This window comes from Nocardia sp. NPDC051832 (assembly GCF_040681285.1).
Classification (GTDB): Bacteria; Actinomycetota; Actinomycetes; order Mycobacteriales; family Mycobacteriaceae; genus Nocardia.
The window spans coordinates 714,527-729,835 of sequence record NZ_JBFAYL010000002.1; the positions used below are offsets into that span (position 1 = coordinate 714,527).

The following is a 15,309-nucleotide window of genomic DNA, read 5'->3' on the forward strand; positions in this document are numbered from 1 at the left end:
CGACAAGGTGCAGTATCGAAATCGTTGAGTGCGGTCCTTCGGGCCGAACAGCCGGGCTGCCACCACACAGCGGTGATCGAGCGGGTGCAGTCACCCTCCGGGCTGTAACCAGCTCCGCCGCAGCGTTGCTCGCGACTATCGAACCGGTGCCAGCGCGGCGTCGCACACTGCGGCACTGGCGCTAGCTGTGCTGACGACGGGACTACTAGTGCGTTGTGGCGACATTTGAGGGCAGCTGTTCGCGGCTGCACTGGCTGGGCTGTCTCGACACAGTGGTGATTGCATGGGTGCAGTCGCGTTTCGAGCTGTGACCAGCTCCGCCGCAGCGCTGTTCGCGACTACCGAACCGGTACCCAGCACCGCATCGCGCACTGCGCACGGGCCGACCTGTGCTGACGACGAGACAACAAGTGGGGGTGTCGGAACATTCGAGGGTGGCTGTTCGCGGCCGCACAGTCGGGCTGTGACCACACGGTGGTGATTGCATGGTTGCAGTCGCTCTTCGAGCTGTGACCAGCTCCGCTACAGCGCTGTTCGCGACTACCGAACCGGTGCCAGCACCGCGTCCGGGGCTTGCGACGCTGGCCTTGGCTGTGCAGGCGACAGGCGGGCTACGGCGTGGTGTGGGCTGGCTGTTCGGTCGGGTGTTCAGGTTGTCGCGCTGTGGGGGTCGCGGGCGGTGACGCAGTAGTAGGCGGCGGCGGGGTCGTTCATGACGATCCAGTGTGGCTGGCGGTCGATGATGGTGGCGCCGAGGGATTCGTGCCAGGTGGCGGTGGCTTCGATGTCGGAGGAGGCCAGGTCGATGTGGGCGGTGGTGGGGCGGTCGTCGCCGAGGTGCTGGAGTAGAAATTGCACGGGGAGTGGCTCTTTGGGGCGCAGGCGGGAGAATTCGGGGCGGGTGCCCTGGGTGTGGTCCCAGCCGGTGAGGGTGGTCCAGAAGCGGGATTCGGTGCTGTGGTCTGAGGCGCCGATGTCGAGGCAGACCTGGTCGAGGCGGGAGAGGGTGCCGTCGGGCGCGGTGTGAGCGGGGGCCGGGTGGCTCTTGGCGGGGCCGGCGGGGGTGAAGCAGAACAATTGACCGGAGGGGGAGCGCAGGACGGCGTAGCCGGGGTGGTTGGCGACGAGCTCGGCGCCGAGGTCGAGGGCGAAACGGACCGCGGACGGGATGTCCTCCACGTCGAAGTCGAGGTGGACGCCGCCGAGGCCGGTGACGGACTGCATCTTGATGCCCGCGGCGGCGAACAGCGCCGGATCCGGGAGCAGGGTGAGGAACTGCCCGTCTTCGCCGCGGCGGGCCGAAGGCTCGGTGCCGGTGATGGTGGACCAGAAGGTCACACACTCGTCGAAACGCGCCGCGGGACGGTCGAGGAACGCCCAGACCCACCTGATCATGTTGTCTCCTGAGTACTGCGGGAAGCGGGCCCCGCATCCCGGCGCGCCGCTCGGGGCGGGTGGTCCGTCCCCGGCCGCGCTTGTCGGTTCCCGGCACACAGTAAGGGGCGCCGGTAAGGCTGTCGAGCATATTCCGGGCCTCCGGAATCAGGGGCCGATCGGCGGGAAATTCGGCCGCGTACTCGGTCTCGGCCGCCGCACGCGATGCGGAACCAGTTGCGGTGATAGGGAATTCAACGCCACTCACAGCTCGGGCTCCACCATTAACGCTGCAATGGGATCCCCCAGCGGAACTCGTGCTCCCGGCCTCGGTGGTGAACCCTGGACCGGGCGTCGGTGTGCCGCCGGACAGCGTCTTAGGCGAGGTCGACGTTCTGAGCGACGCGACCGATATCGGGGACACGCCAGGAATTCGTCCGCCCGGGCACTCAGCGCCTGTGGTGAACCCATGGACAGGCCCCTGCGGTGAACTCGTGCTCCGGGTGTCTGTGGTGAGCGTGGATCGGGCCCTGCGGTGACTCGTGCTCCGGGCATCTGCGGTGAACCGTGCTCCGGGCCTCGGCGGCGGACTCGTGGACCCGGCCTCGATGCTGGTCACGGCCTCGTGGCCGCGGATTGTGTTGGTGGCCATCGCGTTTGGAAGCGGGTCGAGATCGTGGTGGTTCTCAGCCTGCGGAAACCGCTGTGAGAGAGGTTGATTCGGTGGGGCGGGCGCGGAAAGTGCGGCGGTAGGCCGTTGGTGCGATGCCGAGTTCGCCGCGCATGTGGTGGCGTAGGGCGTGGGCGGTGCCGAGGCCGGCGGCGTGGGCGACCGCGTCGACCGGGAGGTCGGTGGTTTCCAGGAGGTGGCGGGCGTGGCGCAGGCGCTGTTGCAGGATCCAGGTGCCCGGGGCTACGCCGGTTTCGGCTTTGAAGCGACGGGTGAAGGTGCGCACGCTCATTCGGGCGTGCGCTGCCAGGGTCGCCAGGTCCAGTTCGGCGTCGAGGTGGTGCAGGGCCCACGCGCGGGTCGGGGCGGTGCCGTCGGAGCCGGGGTCGGGCACCTGGCGGTCGATGAACTGGGATTGCCCACCTTCACGCCACGGCGGGACGACGCAGTAGCGGGCGGCGCGGTTGGCGATCTCGCTGCCGTGATCGGTGCGCAGGATGTGCAGGCACAGGTCGATGCCCGACGCGAGTCCGGCCGCGGTGCAGAGCTTTTCGTCGTCGGCGATGAAGAGCTGGTTGTCGTCGAGGTCGACGCGGGGGTAGAGGGCGCGGAAGTTCTCGGCGAAATGCCAGTGCGTGGTGGCGCGGCGGCCGTCGAGATAGCCGGCGGCGGCGAGGACGAACGCGCCGGTGCAGATCGAGATGATCCTCGTGCCGGGGCGGATCAGCGCGAGCGCGGCCGCGAGCTCGCCGGGCAGGGTGCCTTCGAAGCGCGGGCCGGGGATCTGGGTGCCGGGGATGATCACGGTGTCGGCGACGGCCAGCAGATCCGGGCCGTGCTCCGGCGTGATGGCGAAGCCGCCGGTCGACCGGACCGGATCGGTGGACAACCCGCACACCCGCACGTCGTAGAGCTTGGCGCCGTCCGCGGTTTTCGCGGAGCCCAGCACCATCGTCGGGATGCACATGTCGAACCCGACGACCGGTTCGAGCGCGAGTACGGCGACCAGATGCGGCACGGCCATGAGCCCCTCCAAGCGTTGGCTAGATATTTACGTATTGTGGCATTCAGGCCACTCGTTCGGAACCCGCAGTTCCCGCACTCTGTTCCGGTGACCGAATTACGCACCCCCTCCGACGCGCGAGACCCTGAAATTCCGTCTGCTGCGCGCTCGGCCCGCCAGGCGTCGCCGCTGGGTGTTCCGCCCCGCCGCGGCCTGCACCCGGCCTGGCTGGTCGCCGCGGTGACCTTCTGCACGCTGATCGGCGCGGCCGCCTTCCGGTCGGTCCCGAGCGTGCTGATGACCCCGCTGCACGAGGAGTTCGGCTGGTCACACGGCACGATCGGCACCGCCGTCTCGCTGAATCTGCTGCTGTTCGGCCTGATCTCACCGTTCGCGGCCGCGCTGATGGAGCGGCTCGGCATCCGCAAGGTGGTCGCCTCCGCGCTGGTCCTGGTCGCGGCGGGCAGCGGGCTGACGGTGTTCATGACCCAGGCCTGGCAGCTGGTGGCGACCTGGGGCCTGATGGTCGGCGTCGGCACCGGATCGATGTCGATGGCGCTGGTGGCGACGGTGACCGGGCGCTGGTTCGTGCGCCAGCGCGGCCTGGTCACCGGCGTGCTGACCGCGGCGGGCGCGACCGGGCAACTGATCTTCCTGCCGCTGGTCGCCGCGCTCGCCCATGATCACGGCTGGCGGCTGCCGTCGCTGATCGTGGCCGGCACGGCGCTGCTGGTCGTCCCGCTGGTCCTGCTGTTCCTCCGGGATTTCCCGAGCGATGCCGGGGTCACCGCCTATGGCGCGGAACCGGGCAGCAAGGTGGGCGTGCGTACGCCGCCGGTCGGCGGGGCGTTCCGCGCGCTGACGGTGCTCGGCCAGGTCGCGCGCACCCCCGGATTCTGGCTGCTGGCAGGCGGTTTCGCGGTGTGCGGCATGTCGACGAACGGTTTGGTCGGGACGCACTTCGTCAGCGCCGCCCACGATCACGGGATGCCGCAGACGATGGCAGCGGGCCTGCTCGCGCTGATCGGCATTTTCGACGTGGCGGGCACCATCTTCTCCGGCTGGCTGACCGACCGGGTCGATCCGCGCTACCTGCTGCTGGGCTACTACTCGCTGCGCGGGCTGTCGCTGCTGATCCTGCCCTCGCTGTTCGCGCCCGACACCGAGCCCAGCATGTGGGTGTTCATCATCTTCTACGGCCTGGACTGGATCGCCACGGTCCCGCCGACGGTGATGCTGTGCCGGGAGCTGTTCGGCGACGACGGCCCGATCGCCTTCGGCTGGGTCTTCGCCTCGCACCAGGTCGGCGCCGCGATCGCGGCCACCGGCGCGGGCGTGATCCGGGACGTGCAGGGGACGTACGACCTGGCCTGGTACCTCGCGGGCGGGCTGTGCGGTATCGCGGCGCTCATGTCGTTCGTGATCCGCAGGCCCAAGCCCGCGGTCTAACCGTCGATCACGTTGCGCTGACGTGCTTCCAGGGCGAGCTGATCGCGGCGGCCATCCCAGCGGCTGGGCTCGTCCTTGCGGCGCGGCGGGCGATCGTTGGCGATGAGCACCGCGATCCAGGGCAGCGGAATGGAGACGCCGATGATGAGCAGCGAGATGACCCAGTTCTCCCACATGCTGTAGGCGACCGCGGCCAGCACCAGGCAGGGAATGCGAAAAGCCATGATGATGGTGTAGCGGCGGACCCGGGCGCGATGCTGGTCCTCCAGCGAGGGCGCCGCCTCGGTGATCAGCACCGGGTCGGGTCGATCGCTGCCGGGAAAGAAGCCGCGCGAACCGTTTTCCTGCATAGGAACGAGTCTTCCACTCTCCCGATCCGATCGCACACCCCATGGTCGGCTCGTGATGGAGAAGTCACAGTGCGCGACTCGGCGCCGCCGCCGATCCCGAACCGTGGCAAAATGGACCGGGTGAGTACCGACACCCTGGCTCGTCCGGATACGACGACCGACGAGACGACGGACGACGACACCCCGAAGTTCTTCCACTACGTGAAGAAGAACAAGATCGCGGAAAGCGCCGTCATGGGCACCCACGTGGTCGCCCTGTGTGGCGAGGTCTTCCCGGTGACGCGCTCGGCCAAGCCCGGTTCGCCGGTGTGCCCCGCGTGCGAGGAGATCTACAAAAACCTGCGCAAGGGCGACTGAGCCCCGATATCTGGACCCTGAGCACGGCCCACGCCCGCACCGGCGTGGCCGTGCTCAGTGCTGTGCGGGGACCTCGGGAGCGCGCCACTGCTCGGTGGGCTCGACCTCGCCGTTGGCGCTCGGGCCGGCTTCGCCTTCGGCGTCCTCCGGGTCGTCGTCCCCGCGCACCTGGTTGGAGATCCATTCCTTCATCTGTTCGAGCCGGGTCGCCCGGGCCGGCCAGAACTCCTGCACCGTCGCGTTGAACTCGGCGCCGAGGATCACCGCGAACCCGAGGAAGTACGTGAACAGCAGGAACGCGATCGGCGTCGCGAGCGCGCCGTAGGTGACGCCGGTCGCGTTGATCCAGGACAGGTACCGACGCAGGCCTTCACTGGCGGCCATGAAGAACACGCCCGCTACTACCGCGCCCCAGAACAACCGGTGCCACGGCAGCGTCCGGTGCAGCGCGAGCTTGTAGAGCGTGGCCAGCACGATGACCAGCAGCAGGCCGACGCCGGGGTAATAGAAGCCGTCGAGCAGACGCATGCCGATTTCGGTCCAGGCGTCGGGCAACACCCGGCCGGCCAGTCGCGGGCCCAGCGCGACCAGCGGCAGCAGGAAAACCGAGGCGATCAGAAACCCGACGTAGAGCAGCAGCGCGAAGATGCGCTGCCACACCGGGTGTCGCGCGTCCTGCTGGCCGTGGGCTTCGACGATCGCGTCGACGAAGGTCGCCATCGCCGAGGACCCGGCCCACAGCGACAGCACGAAACCGAACGAGACCACCGCGCCGCGCCCGCGGCCCAGCACGTCGTTGACCGTCGGTTCGATCAGGTCGCTGACCACGGTCGGACTGAACAGTTCCCGGCTGAAGCTGAGGATCTTCGATTCGACGACGGCGACGGTGTCCGGCCCGAACAGGCCGCCGACATAGCCGAGGCTGCCGAGGACACCCAGCAGCAGCGGCGCCAGCGACAGCGTTTGCCAGAAGGCGGCGGCGGCGGACTTGGCGAAGATCGAGTTGTCCCAGGACTTTCGCGCCACCCGGGAGATCAGCCGCCAGCCGTGCCGGGCCGAGCGCTGCAGCCGGCGCGACAGCAAGGTCGTGCGGGACAGACGCGCGCCACCGCCGCCGCTGTGGATCGGCGGCGGTTCACTCTCGTCGGACTGGACGTCGTTCATGGTGCCTACAGCATCGCGCATGAGTCGCCGCAGCACCGCTTTGTCGCGCGCGCCACGCGACCCGCAGGTGTCAGACACGCCGTGCCGACCGGCGGAACAGGGATGTTGTGGCCGGTCGGCATGTGATGCCCGTCGCCCCCGTCGCGTCGGTTTGGCAACACGCCGAGTCGGCCCGCTAGGGTCTTCTGCGTGACTGGGTCGGGTGGCGCTGCGGCGGGAACTGAAGCTTCGCCGGGCGATTCGGGAGCGTCAGGCAGAGGCGGCGCCCAGCTGCGCGCATGGCAGCGACGGGCGCTGACGAAATACCTTGCGACCAAACCGCGGGACTTCCTCGCCGTCGCGACACCCGGCGCGGGTAAGACCACCTTCGCGCTCCGTGTGGCCGCCGAATTGCTGGCCGACCGCACCGTGGATCAGATCACCGTGGTCGCGCCGACCGAGCACCTCAAGCATCAGTGGGCTCAATCCGCGGCCCGGGCCGGGATCGCGCTGGACTCGCGTTTCTCCAACGCCACCGGTGGCACCTCCGGCGACTATCACGGCGTCGTCGTCACCTACGCGCAGATCGCCTCACATCCCTCGCGACATCGGGTACGCACCGAAAACCGGCGCACCCTGGTGATTCTCGACGAGATCCACCACGCGGGCGACGCGAAGAGCTGGGGTGACGCGACCGCCGAGGCGTTCGGCGACGCGACCCGGCGGCTGGCGCTGACCGGTACGCCGTTCCGGTCCGACGACAGCCAGATACCATTCGTCACCTACGAACCCGGCGACGGCGGGCTGCCGCAGTCGCGCGCCGACCACACCTACGGCTACTCCGAAGCGCTCGCCGACGGCGTCGTCCGGCCCGTGGTGTTCCTGGCCTACTCCGGGGAGGCGCACTGGCGGGACAGCGCGGGCGAGGAATACACCGCCCGCCTCGGTGAACCGCTGAGCGCCGAGCACACCGCCCGCGCCTGGCGTACCGCGCTCGACCCGGCCGGGGATTGGATTTCCGCGGTGCTGCGCGCGGCCGACACCCGCCTGCGTCAGCTACGTGCCACCGGTATGCCCGATGCGGGCGGCCTGGTCATCGCCACCGACCAGGAACGCGCCCGCGATTACGCCGAACTGCTGGAACATATTTCGGGGGAGCGGCCCGCGGTGGTGCTCTCCGACGATCCGTCCTCCTCGGACCGGATCGGCGAGTTCGCCAACAGCACCCAGCCGTGGATGGTCGCGGTCCGCATGGTGTCCGAAGGCGTCGACGTGCCGCGTCTCGCGGTCGGTGTGTACGCGACCAGCGCCTCGACGCCGCTGTATTTCGCGCAGGCCATCGGTCGTTTCGTGCGTGCCCGCAAGGCCGGTGAGACGGCGAGCGTGTTCCTGCCCTCGGTGCCGGTGCTGCTGGATCTGGCCGCGCAGCTGGAAGTGCAGCGCGATCACATCATCGGCAAACCGCACCGGGAGAAGAACGCGCTCGACGACGAGCTGCTCATCGACGCGAACAAGCAGAAGGACGAACCCGGCGAAGAGGAACGCGCGTTCGTCGCCCTCGCCGCCGACGCCGAACTCGATCAGCTGATCTACGACGGCAATTCCTTCGGCACCGCCACCATCGCCGGCAGCGCCGAAGAGGCCGACTACCTCGGCATCCCCGGGTTGCTCGACGCCGATCAGATGCGGGCGCTGCTGCGTGAACGCCAGTCCAAGCAGGTCTCCGATCGCAGCGCGGCAGCCGCCGCCGAGCCGTCCGCGCATGTGGCGACCGCGACCGAACGTGTCGCGACCGCGGACAAACTGGGCGAGCTACGCCGGGAACTGAACAGCCTCGTCGCCATGCATCACCACCGCACCGGCAAGCCGCACGGCGTCATCCACGGCGAGCTCCGGCGCGAATGCGGTGGTCCCCCCACCGCACTGGCCACCGCCGACCAGCTCGCCGAGCGCATTACGGCGCTACGTAGCCGCTGAGGTCAATTGTCGTCTGGCGGGTGTGCTGGGCGATCAGCTCGGCCAGGTGTTTCGCGGTCCGTTCCAGCGGGGCCTCGGAGCGTTCCGCGAGTGACAGTACGACCGCGCCCTCGACGGCGGCGATGATGGTGGTCGCCAAGGAGCGGGCGGTATCGGGGTCGACCTGTTCGGCGCGCAGCCGTTCGGCGAGGATTTCCTCCCACTCCGCGAAGGTGCGCTGGGCCGCGTCCGCGGCGGCGGGCGCTTCGGCGCGACTGAGCGCGGCGTGCACGATCGGGCAGCCGGCCGTGAAGTTGCTGGCGAGCATGGTTTCTCGCCACATGGCGGGGTAGGCGGCTACGCAGGTGGCAACGTCGGCGCCGGCGGTGACGGTGCGCATGAGTGCGCTGTACGCCTCGCCCGCGACTCGGGTGGCCTCCGCGACCAATTCGGCTTTGCCGCCCGGAAAGCTCAGGTAGACCGAGCGACGGGAGACGCCGCTGGCCTCGAGCAATTGCGCGATACCCGTGCCCGCGATGCCGTGGCGGCGCATGAGGTCGATAGCGCTGGCCACGAGTTTGTCCCGGGCTCCCATGGCGCACCCCTTTCCCGCGTCGGCTTGATCCGGATCAGTCTACGGTTGTTGTATACCGATCGGTGTACTACCGTCACACTACACCGATCGGTTTACCTGAAACCGACCTCGACGAACGGGGCCCAGCGATGCCGACCCTGCCCGATCAACTGCCGCTCGCCTGCGGCCAGGTGCTACCCAACCGGATCATGAAGTCCGCCCTCAGCGAGGGGCTGGGCAACTCCGAACTCGCGCCCGACGAGCGCCTGGAACGCCTCTACCGCCGCTGGGGCGCGGGCGGCTTCGGGCTCGTCGTCACCGGCAATGTGATGGTGGACAGTCGTCATCTGGGCGAGCCGGGAAACGTCGCCATCGAGGACGAACGCCATCTCGACGCGCTCACCCGGTGGGCGAAGGCCGGCAAGGAGGGCGGTACGCCGGTCTGGGTGCAGCTCAATCATCCAGGCCGCCAAGCCAATCCGATCGCCACCCGGCATCGCCCGGTCGCGCCCTCGGCGATCGCGCTGACCATTCCGGGGCTGCCCGCCCCGCGCGCGCTCACCGAGGACGAGATCCTCGACATCGTCCGGCGTTTCGGCGCCGCGGCCCGGGTGGTGGAAGCCGCCGGGTTCGACGGCGTGCAGATCCACGGCGCCCACGGATACCTGGTGTCGCAGTTCCTCTCGCCGATCTCGAACCAGCGCACCGACGCCTGGGGCGGCGATCCGGAGCGCCGGGCGCGGTTCGTGCTCGAGGTCGTGAAATCCATTCGGGCACAGGTCAGTCCCGGCTTCGCGCTCGGAATCAAGCTGAACTCGGCGGACTTCCAGCGCGGCGGTTTCACCGAGGAGGAGTCGCGGGACGTGGTAGCCCGGCTGGCCGCCGAAGCCGTGGACCTGATCGAGATCAGCGGCGGCAGTTACGAATCGCCCGCCATGATGGGCCGCCCGCGGACGGTCGCGGCCAGCACTCGCGCGCGGGAAGCGTATTTCCTGGACTACGCCGAAACCGTGCGCCGCGTCGCCGGATCCACCCCGCTCGCGGTGACGGGCGGTTTCCGCACCGAAGCGGGCATGTCCGACGCGGTCGGCTCCGGCCTGTGCGACGTGGTCGGCCTCGGCCGCCCGTCCGCCGTGTTCCCCACGGCCGCGGGCGATCTGCTGACCGGCCGCACCGAGGCGCTGCGCCCGCCACACATCTCCCTGGGTCTGCCGCCCCGCCTGGCCGCCAACGGCAATCTGAAGGCCTTCGACGGCGCGCTCGACTTGCAGTGGCACACCGACCAGTTGCATCTGATCGGCGCGGGATCCGATCCGGATCCGGCGCGCGCGCCGTGGCGCACCGCGGTACAGATGGTCCGCCACCACGGCGTGGACGCCTTCCGCGCCAAGCGATCCGCGGCACCGGCCGCCGAGGACAAGGCCGCCCGCAAATTCCGCCGCGAGCGCGTCCTGGGCCGCTATGTCATGAACCCGGCGGTGCGTGCGCTGAGCCGGGTCGGCGTCCGCACCACGCTGGCTACCGAGATCGAGACCATCGGCCGCAAATCCGGTCAGCCGCGCCGGGTTCCGGTCTCGGTGCTGTTCGACGACGACGGCGCGTGGATCATCTGCCAGCACGGCATGCGCTCGGGCTGGGGCCTGAATATCGCCGCGAACCCGAAGGTCGTTGTCCGCCAAGGCGACCGGTGGCGCACGGGCGTCGCCGAGTTCCTTCCAGACGACGACGTGGTCGCCCGCGCCGCCACGTTCGCACCGCATCCCGCGCTCGCGCCCTTCACCCGATCGATGTTCGCCGTCCTGGAGACCGCGCCGGTCACCGTGCGGGTCACCTTCGCCGCGGACTAGCTCGGCAGGTTGCCGTCGCCGCCGAGATTGGCCACCACGCGACGCAGGACGTTGATGGTGGTCACGAAGTCGTCGATATCGATTCCAGCGCGCATCTGGTTGTGCGCCAGCAGGTTCCGGTTCCGGGCGCGTTCGAGTGCGGACTGCCCGGCGTCGGTCAGCGTGAACGCGCCCGCACTCTCGATCATCCACTCGCGCCGGATCAGGTCGTCGAACACCTCGTTGAAGTCCAGGCCCAGGTCTTCGTAGGGTGTCAGGCGTTCGATGAGTGCGGCGCGCTGCCAGTGGTCCGGGTGGCCCGCGACATGGTTGAGGGTCCACCAGTGCGGTTGGGTCAGCCCCTCGACGGCTAGCTGTGCCCGGAGCGCGCCGACCACCAATCGATAGGCCTGGCCGGTCCAGGCCCCGATCGGCTGGGCGGCGAGCTCGTCACGGGGGTATTCCTTGATCGTCATGCGATCACGGTAAAACCTGAATATTACTTCAGGTCAATGATCGTCTGGCGCGTCAAGCCGGTTCGAAGTAGGCGGCTGGGTCGAGGGTGTTGATGGGGGTCCAGCGGGGGGATTCCACGAGGGCGGCCGGATCCTGGTGGGCCGCTTCGAAAAAGCCCTGGAGTTCGAGGGCTACGCGGGGGTTCTCGTCGACCCGGCGGGTCAGGTCGTAGAGGACGGAGAGCAGGTGGACACAGCGCGGGTTGCGGGCCGAGCAGGAGCAATCGGTCGCCGCCAGCACGGGTGTGGGGGTCAGGCCCGCGCCGACGAGGGTTCGGTGCATGTCGTCGGTGAGGACGGTCGCGTCGGGAATCAGCTCGGCGATGGCGGTGACCGCGGAACGAGTCAGCGGGGCCACCTCGATGTGCGTGACCGAGGCCTGGCCGCCGCGATGGATCGCCGCGCGGATATTGCGGCCATCGATGGTGGCCTGCACGCCGTCGTTGCGGGCGATGCTGCGGGCCCGGGGGAGCAGCGGGTCGGGGCGGGTTTGCTTCAGGGGTTCGGCCAGGCGGAGCCAGTCCTTGCCCCAGGCGGTGTATCCGAAGTCGTTGTCCGGCATCAGTTCTCTCGCTTCCGGCGCAGGATTTCCACGAGCTGGTCGTCGTCGAGGCGAGCCAGGGCGGCGATGCCCGCGGTGTCGGACAGGTCGGTGAGGGCGGATTTGCGGTCGTGCATGCCCGCGATGTGTTCCTCCACGGTGGTGCCGGAGGTGAGGGTGGTGACGGTGACGGTGCGGGTTTGGCCGATGCGGTGGGCGCGGTCGGAAGCCTGGGCTTCCACGGCCGGATTCCACCAGCGGTCGAAGTGGATCACATCGGCGGCGCGGGTCAGGGTGAGGCCGGTGCCGGCGGCACGCAGGCTCAGGATCAGCACGGGAGGTCCGTCCGGGGATTGGAAGTCCGAGACGAGCGCGGCGCGCTGGTCCTGATTCAGGCTGCCGTGGAAGAACGGAGCGGTGACGCCGAACTGTTCGGCCAGATGCCGGACCAGCAGTTCACCGGTCTGCCGGTACTGGGTGAAGATCAAGGTGGGGGAGTCGGTTTCGAGGTTGGTGCCGACGATGTCGGTGCACAGATCGAGCTTGCCGGAGCGGCCGGTGAGTTCGCCGAGTTCGCCGGTGATCAGTCCCGGGTGGTTGCAGACCTGCTTGAGTGCGGTGAGTGCGGCCAGCACCCGGGCCTGGCGTTGCACACCGTCGCCGAAGCCGTCGTCGATGGCTCGATCGAGCAACTGGTCGTAGAGCTTCTCCTGCTCGGCGGTGAGGTCGCACAGCAGGTCGGTGTGGATCTTCGCGGGTAGCGACGCGGCGACCTGAATCTTCTTGCGCGCCAGCACGACGGGTTCGGTGGCGGCACGCAACCGGGCCGCGGCGGTAGCCGAACCCGCCTCGATCGGGCGGACGAACCGCCGGCGGAACTGGGTGCGATGCGCGAACAAGGTCGGCGCGACCAGATTGAGCAGCGCGAACAGTTCCTCGAGATGGTTCTCCACCGGTGTACCGGTGAGCGCGACCTTGGCCGCGGCGGGCAGCGCTCGCGCCGCCTTCGACACCTGAGTGCGCGGGTTCTTCAGGGCCTGCGCCTCGTCGAAAACGACCGTCGCCCAGGTGGTCCCGGTCAGGTGCTGCCCGTGCAGGCGCAGCGTCGGGTATCCGGCCACGACGACGGTGCCCGGCTCCGCGGTCACCTCCCCGCCGCGCCACACCACCGGCCGCAGCTCCGGCGCGAACCGCGTGATCTCGTGCGCCCAGTTGCCGACCAGCGAGGTCGGGCACACGACGAGCTGCGGGCCCTCGCCCGCGCGCCCGACCAGGAACCCGATGGTCTGCACCGTCTTGCCGAGACCCATCTCATCGGCCAGCACCGCCCCGCCGAAAGCCTCGACGGTCTCGCGCAGCCAGCTGACGCCGCGGGCCTGGTAGGGCCGCAGATCCGCCTTCAGCGTCGAGGCCAATTCGGTGGAAACCGACAGGGTTTCGCGCAGCACCCGCATCGCACGCTCCGCTGCGACGATCGAGGTGCCGACCGCGTCGGGGACGGCATGCGCGGCTAGCGGCAGCGCGACTTCACCGCCCTCGCGCAGCACGACTTGCCACGTGCGCAGCGATACCGCCGGAAGCTCGACGGAGCGGTCCTGCGATTCCTGCGGCATGTCGCTGTTGGCCGGGTCGCCAGGTCCCGCGCCCACAGCGCCCGGAATGCGCAGTTCGGCAAGTTCTTCCGGAGTGACGAGCGCGCAGTCGACGTTCACGATCTCGAGCGCGTCCAGCGTGCTCACCGGCACGGCCAGCGGCAGCGTTTCCCGCTCACCGACTCCGGTGGGCGCCCGCCCGGTCGTGCGCCCGCTCCATGTCCACAGCGCGAACATGTGCCGGTCGGGTAGGTAGGTGGCCTGGGTGGAAGACAGATCGATCCCCTCACTTGCAATGTGTTGTGCGGCACAAAAATTGTCCAGGGACGCCGACAGCGGGCGACTGGTGTCGCCCGCTGCCGGTGAAGACTGTGTTCTGTTGTTCGATGCTGTTGTGTCGGGACGCGAGGTCTGAACTGGTGCTTACAACGCGGGAGCGGACTCCGTGTCGATCACGGCTTCCAACTCACGCAAGCGATCCATGTGCTCGTTCGCGTGGTGCTGGCAGAAGAGCAACTCTCCACCTGCGGGAAGGGTGGCGCGCACGCGCGCTGCCGCCCCGCAGCGGTCGCAACGATCGACCGCGGTCAGTGGGGTGCTTGTCAGGGTTCCTGGCATGACTCCTCCGTCCTGGCTCCCGGCACTACAGTCCGTTCACCTGGTGTGGGGCCCGTGGTCACTCCGCGGGCTCGCTACCGCTACTTCCCAGCAGTGGTATGACTACTCTGTCAGACGTTCGGGACGGGGGCTTTGTTCCCGTAAACGATTCAGTGTGTTTTCCCTAACATGACCTGGTATTTCGCTACAGGCGAACAGCTCAGCTCAGGTTTCGCACCCGTTCTCGTTCACTTCTCGAACTCGCCTATCCAGTTGTCTACCGGGAGATTACCCGTGATCCACGACACTCACACACTCGTTCACATTTGTGACCTAGCAGACTGGTCGAACGCTCGGCAAATCGGCGAGTATCGCCCGGCGTCGCTGGCCGAGGCGGGATTCATCCACCTGTCCACGCCCCAGCAAGCGCACCTCCCGGCCAACCGGCTGTTCCGGGGCAAGCAGGATCTGGTGCTGCTGTGGATCGACCCGGATCAGGTCGGGTCGGAGGTGAAGTGGGAGCCCGGTGTGCCGTCGGATCCGGAGTCGATGCTCTTCCCGCACCTCTACGGTCCGCTGCCGGTGGCCGCGGTCACTTCGGTGCAGGAGTACCGGCCCGGGGCGGACGGCGGCTTCGCGCCCTTGGCGCGCTGATCACGGCTCCCGGGCTTCGCGGGCCAAGATGGCGGCCTGCACCCGGGAACGCACGCCGAGCTTGGTAAGCACCCGGGAGACATGGGTTTTCACGGTGGTCTCCCCGATGAACAGCCGGCCCGCGATCTGCGCGTTGGACAGGCCGTCGCCCAGGCAGTCCAGGACCTCGCGTTCCCGTTCGGTGAGATCGGCCAGGCCCACCGGAGCCGGCGCCTGGGTCTCGGTGGCCGAGGCGGCGAACGCGGTGATGACCGCCTTGGTCACCTCCGGCGCCAGCACGCCGTCTCCGGCCGCGACCGCGCGCACCGAATCCACAAGCGCCGCACCGGAGGTGGACTTCAGCACGAATCCCGCCGCGCCCGCCCGCAAGGTCCGGAAGACGTACTCGTCCAAGTCGAAGGTGGTCAGGATGAGCACGCGGGCGAGCCCGTCGGCGGTGATCCGCTCGGTCGCGGTGATGCCGTCGACGCCGGGCATGCGCACGTCCATCAGCACCACGTCCGGCCGCAGCGCCTTGGCCTGCGCGACCGCGACGTCGCCGTCGGCGGCCTCGCCGACCACCTCGATGCCGTCGGCGCTGTCCAAGATCATCCGCAGCCCGGCCCGGATGGCGCCGTGGTCGTCGGCGATGAGCACGCGAATCGTCACGGCCTCATCAGAACACAGGCCCGTCGCCGCGCGGATCCGTCGAAGGAAGGACCGGCGCGC

The 15,309-nt window shown here is 69.0% G+C and carries 15 protein-coding genes; 5 read left to right on the plus strand and 10 right to left on the minus strand.

Annotated elements, in window-relative coordinates; translation table 11 throughout:
- Positions 1-648 precede the first annotated feature (648 nt).
- Both AB0M14_RS13125 and AB0M14_RS13130 read right to left on the minus strand, forming a co-directional pair.
- The gene (locus tag AB0M14_RS13125) at positions 649-1,395 is read right to left on the minus strand and encodes a VOC family protein (RefSeq protein ID WP_364993292.1); all 747 of its coding nucleotides are present in this window, start codon (positions 1,393-1,395) and stop codon (positions 649-651) included.
- Positions 1,396-2,060: 665 nt separating this feature from the next.
- Positions 2,061-3,068: a helix-turn-helix domain-containing protein gene (locus tag AB0M14_RS13130; protein WP_364993296.1), complete on the minus strand. Its 1,008-nt coding sequence runs from the start codon at positions 3,066-3,068 to the stop codon at positions 2,061-2,063.
- A gap of 168 nt (positions 3,069-3,236) precedes the next feature.
- Here AB0M14_RS13130 and AB0M14_RS13135 point away from each other — a divergent pair, with 168 nt between their 5' ends.
- A complete protein-coding gene (locus AB0M14_RS13135) occupies positions 3,237-4,496 on the plus strand; it encodes an MFS transporter (RefSeq protein WP_364995731.1) in 1,260 nt (419 codons plus the stop codon).
- Here AB0M14_RS13135 and AB0M14_RS13140 read toward each other — a convergent pair.
- On the minus strand, positions 4,493-4,846 hold the full coding sequence (locus AB0M14_RS13140) for a DUF3099 domain-containing protein (RefSeq protein ID WP_364993299.1): 354 nt from the start codon (positions 4,844-4,846) through the stop codon (positions 4,493-4,495). The two genes, AB0M14_RS13135 and AB0M14_RS13140, sit on opposite strands and share 4 nt — an antisense overlap.
- A 120-nt stretch (positions 4,847-4,966) precedes the next feature.
- Between AB0M14_RS13140 and AB0M14_RS13145 the strand changes: the two genes are divergently transcribed.
- The gene (locus AB0M14_RS13145) at positions 4,967-5,203 is read left to right on the plus strand and encodes a DUF3039 domain-containing protein (protein WP_364993301.1); all 237 of its coding nucleotides are present in this window, start codon (positions 4,967-4,969) and stop codon (positions 5,201-5,203) included.
- 54 nt (positions 5,204-5,257) lie between these two features.
- Here AB0M14_RS13145 and AB0M14_RS13150 read toward each other — a convergent pair whose 3' ends face one another.
- Positions 5,258-6,367, minus strand: coding sequence for a YihY/virulence factor BrkB family protein (locus AB0M14_RS13150; protein WP_364993304.1), 1,110 nt, complete (start codon positions 6,365-6,367; stop codon positions 5,258-5,260).
- A 270-nt stretch (positions 6,368-6,637) separates the two neighbouring features.
- Here AB0M14_RS13150 and AB0M14_RS13155 point away from each other — a divergent pair, with 270 nt between their 5' ends.
- Positions 6,638-8,323 (plus strand): DEAD/DEAH box helicase, encoded by a 1,686-nt coding sequence (locus tag AB0M14_RS13155; RefSeq protein ID WP_364995734.1) that lies wholly within the window; start codon positions 6,638-6,640, stop codon positions 8,321-8,323.
- On the opposite strand, the gene AB0M14_RS13160 is transcribed toward AB0M14_RS13155, so the two are convergent.
- Positions 8,301-8,897 (minus strand): TetR/AcrR family transcriptional regulator, encoded by a 597-nt coding sequence (locus AB0M14_RS13160; RefSeq protein WP_364993308.1) that lies wholly within the window; start codon positions 8,895-8,897, stop codon positions 8,301-8,303. The genes AB0M14_RS13155 and AB0M14_RS13160 overlap by 23 nt on opposite strands.
- Before the next feature lie 128 nt (positions 8,898-9,025).
- Here AB0M14_RS13160 and AB0M14_RS13165 point away from each other — a divergent pair, with 128 nt between their 5' ends.
- Positions 9,026-10,723 (plus strand): nitroreductase family deazaflavin-dependent oxidoreductase, encoded by a 1,698-nt coding sequence (locus AB0M14_RS13165; RefSeq protein WP_364993311.1) that lies wholly within the window; start codon positions 9,026-9,028, stop codon positions 10,721-10,723.
- Here the strand turns inward: AB0M14_RS13165 and AB0M14_RS13170 are convergent.
- The 4 genes from AB0M14_RS13170 to AB0M14_RS13185 all read right to left on the minus strand — a co-directional run bounded on the left by AB0M14_RS13170 (position 10,720) and on the right by AB0M14_RS13185 (position 13,968).
- Positions 10,720-11,178, minus strand: a complete 459-nt coding sequence (locus AB0M14_RS13170) for a hypothetical protein (protein WP_364993313.1) — start codon at positions 11,176-11,178, stop codon at positions 10,720-10,722. The two genes, AB0M14_RS13165 and AB0M14_RS13170, sit on opposite strands and share 4 nt — an antisense overlap.
- Positions 11,179-11,230: 52 nt before the next feature.
- Positions 11,231-11,779, minus strand: coding sequence for a hypothetical protein (locus tag AB0M14_RS13175; protein WP_364993316.1), 549 nt, complete (start codon positions 11,777-11,779; stop codon positions 11,231-11,233).
- Positions 11,779-13,587 (minus strand): DEAD/DEAH box helicase, encoded by a 1,809-nt coding sequence (locus AB0M14_RS13180; RefSeq protein ID WP_364993319.1) that lies wholly within the window; start codon positions 13,585-13,587, stop codon positions 11,779-11,781. Before AB0M14_RS13180 ends, AB0M14_RS13175 begins: the two co-directional genes overlap by 1 nt.
- Positions 13,588-13,773: 186 nt before the next feature.
- A complete protein-coding gene (locus AB0M14_RS13185; RefSeq protein ID WP_033087939.1) occupies positions 13,774-13,968 on the minus strand; it encodes a hypothetical protein in 195 nt (64 codons plus the stop codon).
- 273 nt (positions 13,969-14,241) lie between these two features.
- Here AB0M14_RS13185 and AB0M14_RS13190 point away from each other — a divergent pair, with 273 nt between their 5' ends.
- The gene (locus AB0M14_RS13190; RefSeq protein WP_364993322.1) at positions 14,242-14,601 is read left to right on the plus strand and encodes a DUF952 domain-containing protein; all 360 of its coding nucleotides are present in this window, start codon (positions 14,242-14,244) and stop codon (positions 14,599-14,601) included.
- Here the strand turns inward: AB0M14_RS13190 and AB0M14_RS13195 are convergent, their stop codons facing one another.
- On the minus strand, positions 14,602-15,249 hold the full coding sequence (locus AB0M14_RS13195; protein WP_364993325.1) for a response regulator transcription factor: 648 nt from the start codon (positions 15,247-15,249) through the stop codon (positions 14,602-14,604). It abuts the gene before it with no gap.
- Positions 15,250-15,309: the final 60 nt, after the last annotated feature.

What these genes read in the sequence shown, in the direction of transcription:
- AB0M14_RS13125 (WP_364993292.1), bottom strand. Translation starts at nt 1,395, where the DNA reads ATGATCAGGTGGGTCTGGGCGTTCCTCGACCGTCCCGCGGCGCGTTTC.
- AB0M14_RS13130 (WP_364993296.1), bottom strand. Translation starts at nt 3,068, where the DNA reads ATGGCCGTGCCGCATCTGGTCGCCGTACTCGCGCTCGAACCGGTCGTC.
- AB0M14_RS13140 (WP_364993299.1), bottom strand. Translation starts at nt 4,846, where the DNA reads ATGCAGGAAAACGGTTCGCGCGGCTTCTTTCCCGGCAGCGATCGACCC.
- AB0M14_RS13150 (WP_364993304.1), bottom strand. Translation starts at nt 6,367, where the DNA reads ATGAACGACGTCCAGTCCGACGAGAGTGAACCGCCGCCGATCCACAGC.
- AB0M14_RS13160 (WP_364993308.1), bottom strand. Translation starts at nt 8,897, where the DNA reads ATGGGAGCCCGGGACAAACTCGTGGCCAGCGCTATCGACCTCATGCGC.
- AB0M14_RS13165 (WP_364993311.1), top strand. Translation starts at nt 9,026, where the DNA reads ATGCCGACCCTGCCCGATCAACTGCCGCTCGCCTGCGGCCAGGTGCTA.
- AB0M14_RS13170 (WP_364993313.1), bottom strand. Translation starts at nt 11,178, where the DNA reads ATGACGATCAAGGAATACCCCCGTGACGAGCTCGCCGCCCAGCCGATC.
- AB0M14_RS13175 (WP_364993316.1), bottom strand. Translation starts at nt 11,779, where the DNA reads ATGCCGGACAACGACTTCGGATACACCGCCTGGGGCAAGGACTGGCTC.
- AB0M14_RS13180 (WP_364993319.1), bottom strand. Translation starts at nt 13,587, where the DNA reads ATGTTCGCGCTGTGGACATGGAGCGGGCGCACGACCGGGCGGGCGCCC.
- AB0M14_RS13185 (WP_033087939.1), bottom strand. Translation starts at nt 13,968, where the DNA reads ATGCCAGGAACCCTGACAAGCACCCCACTGACCGCGGTCGATCGTTGC.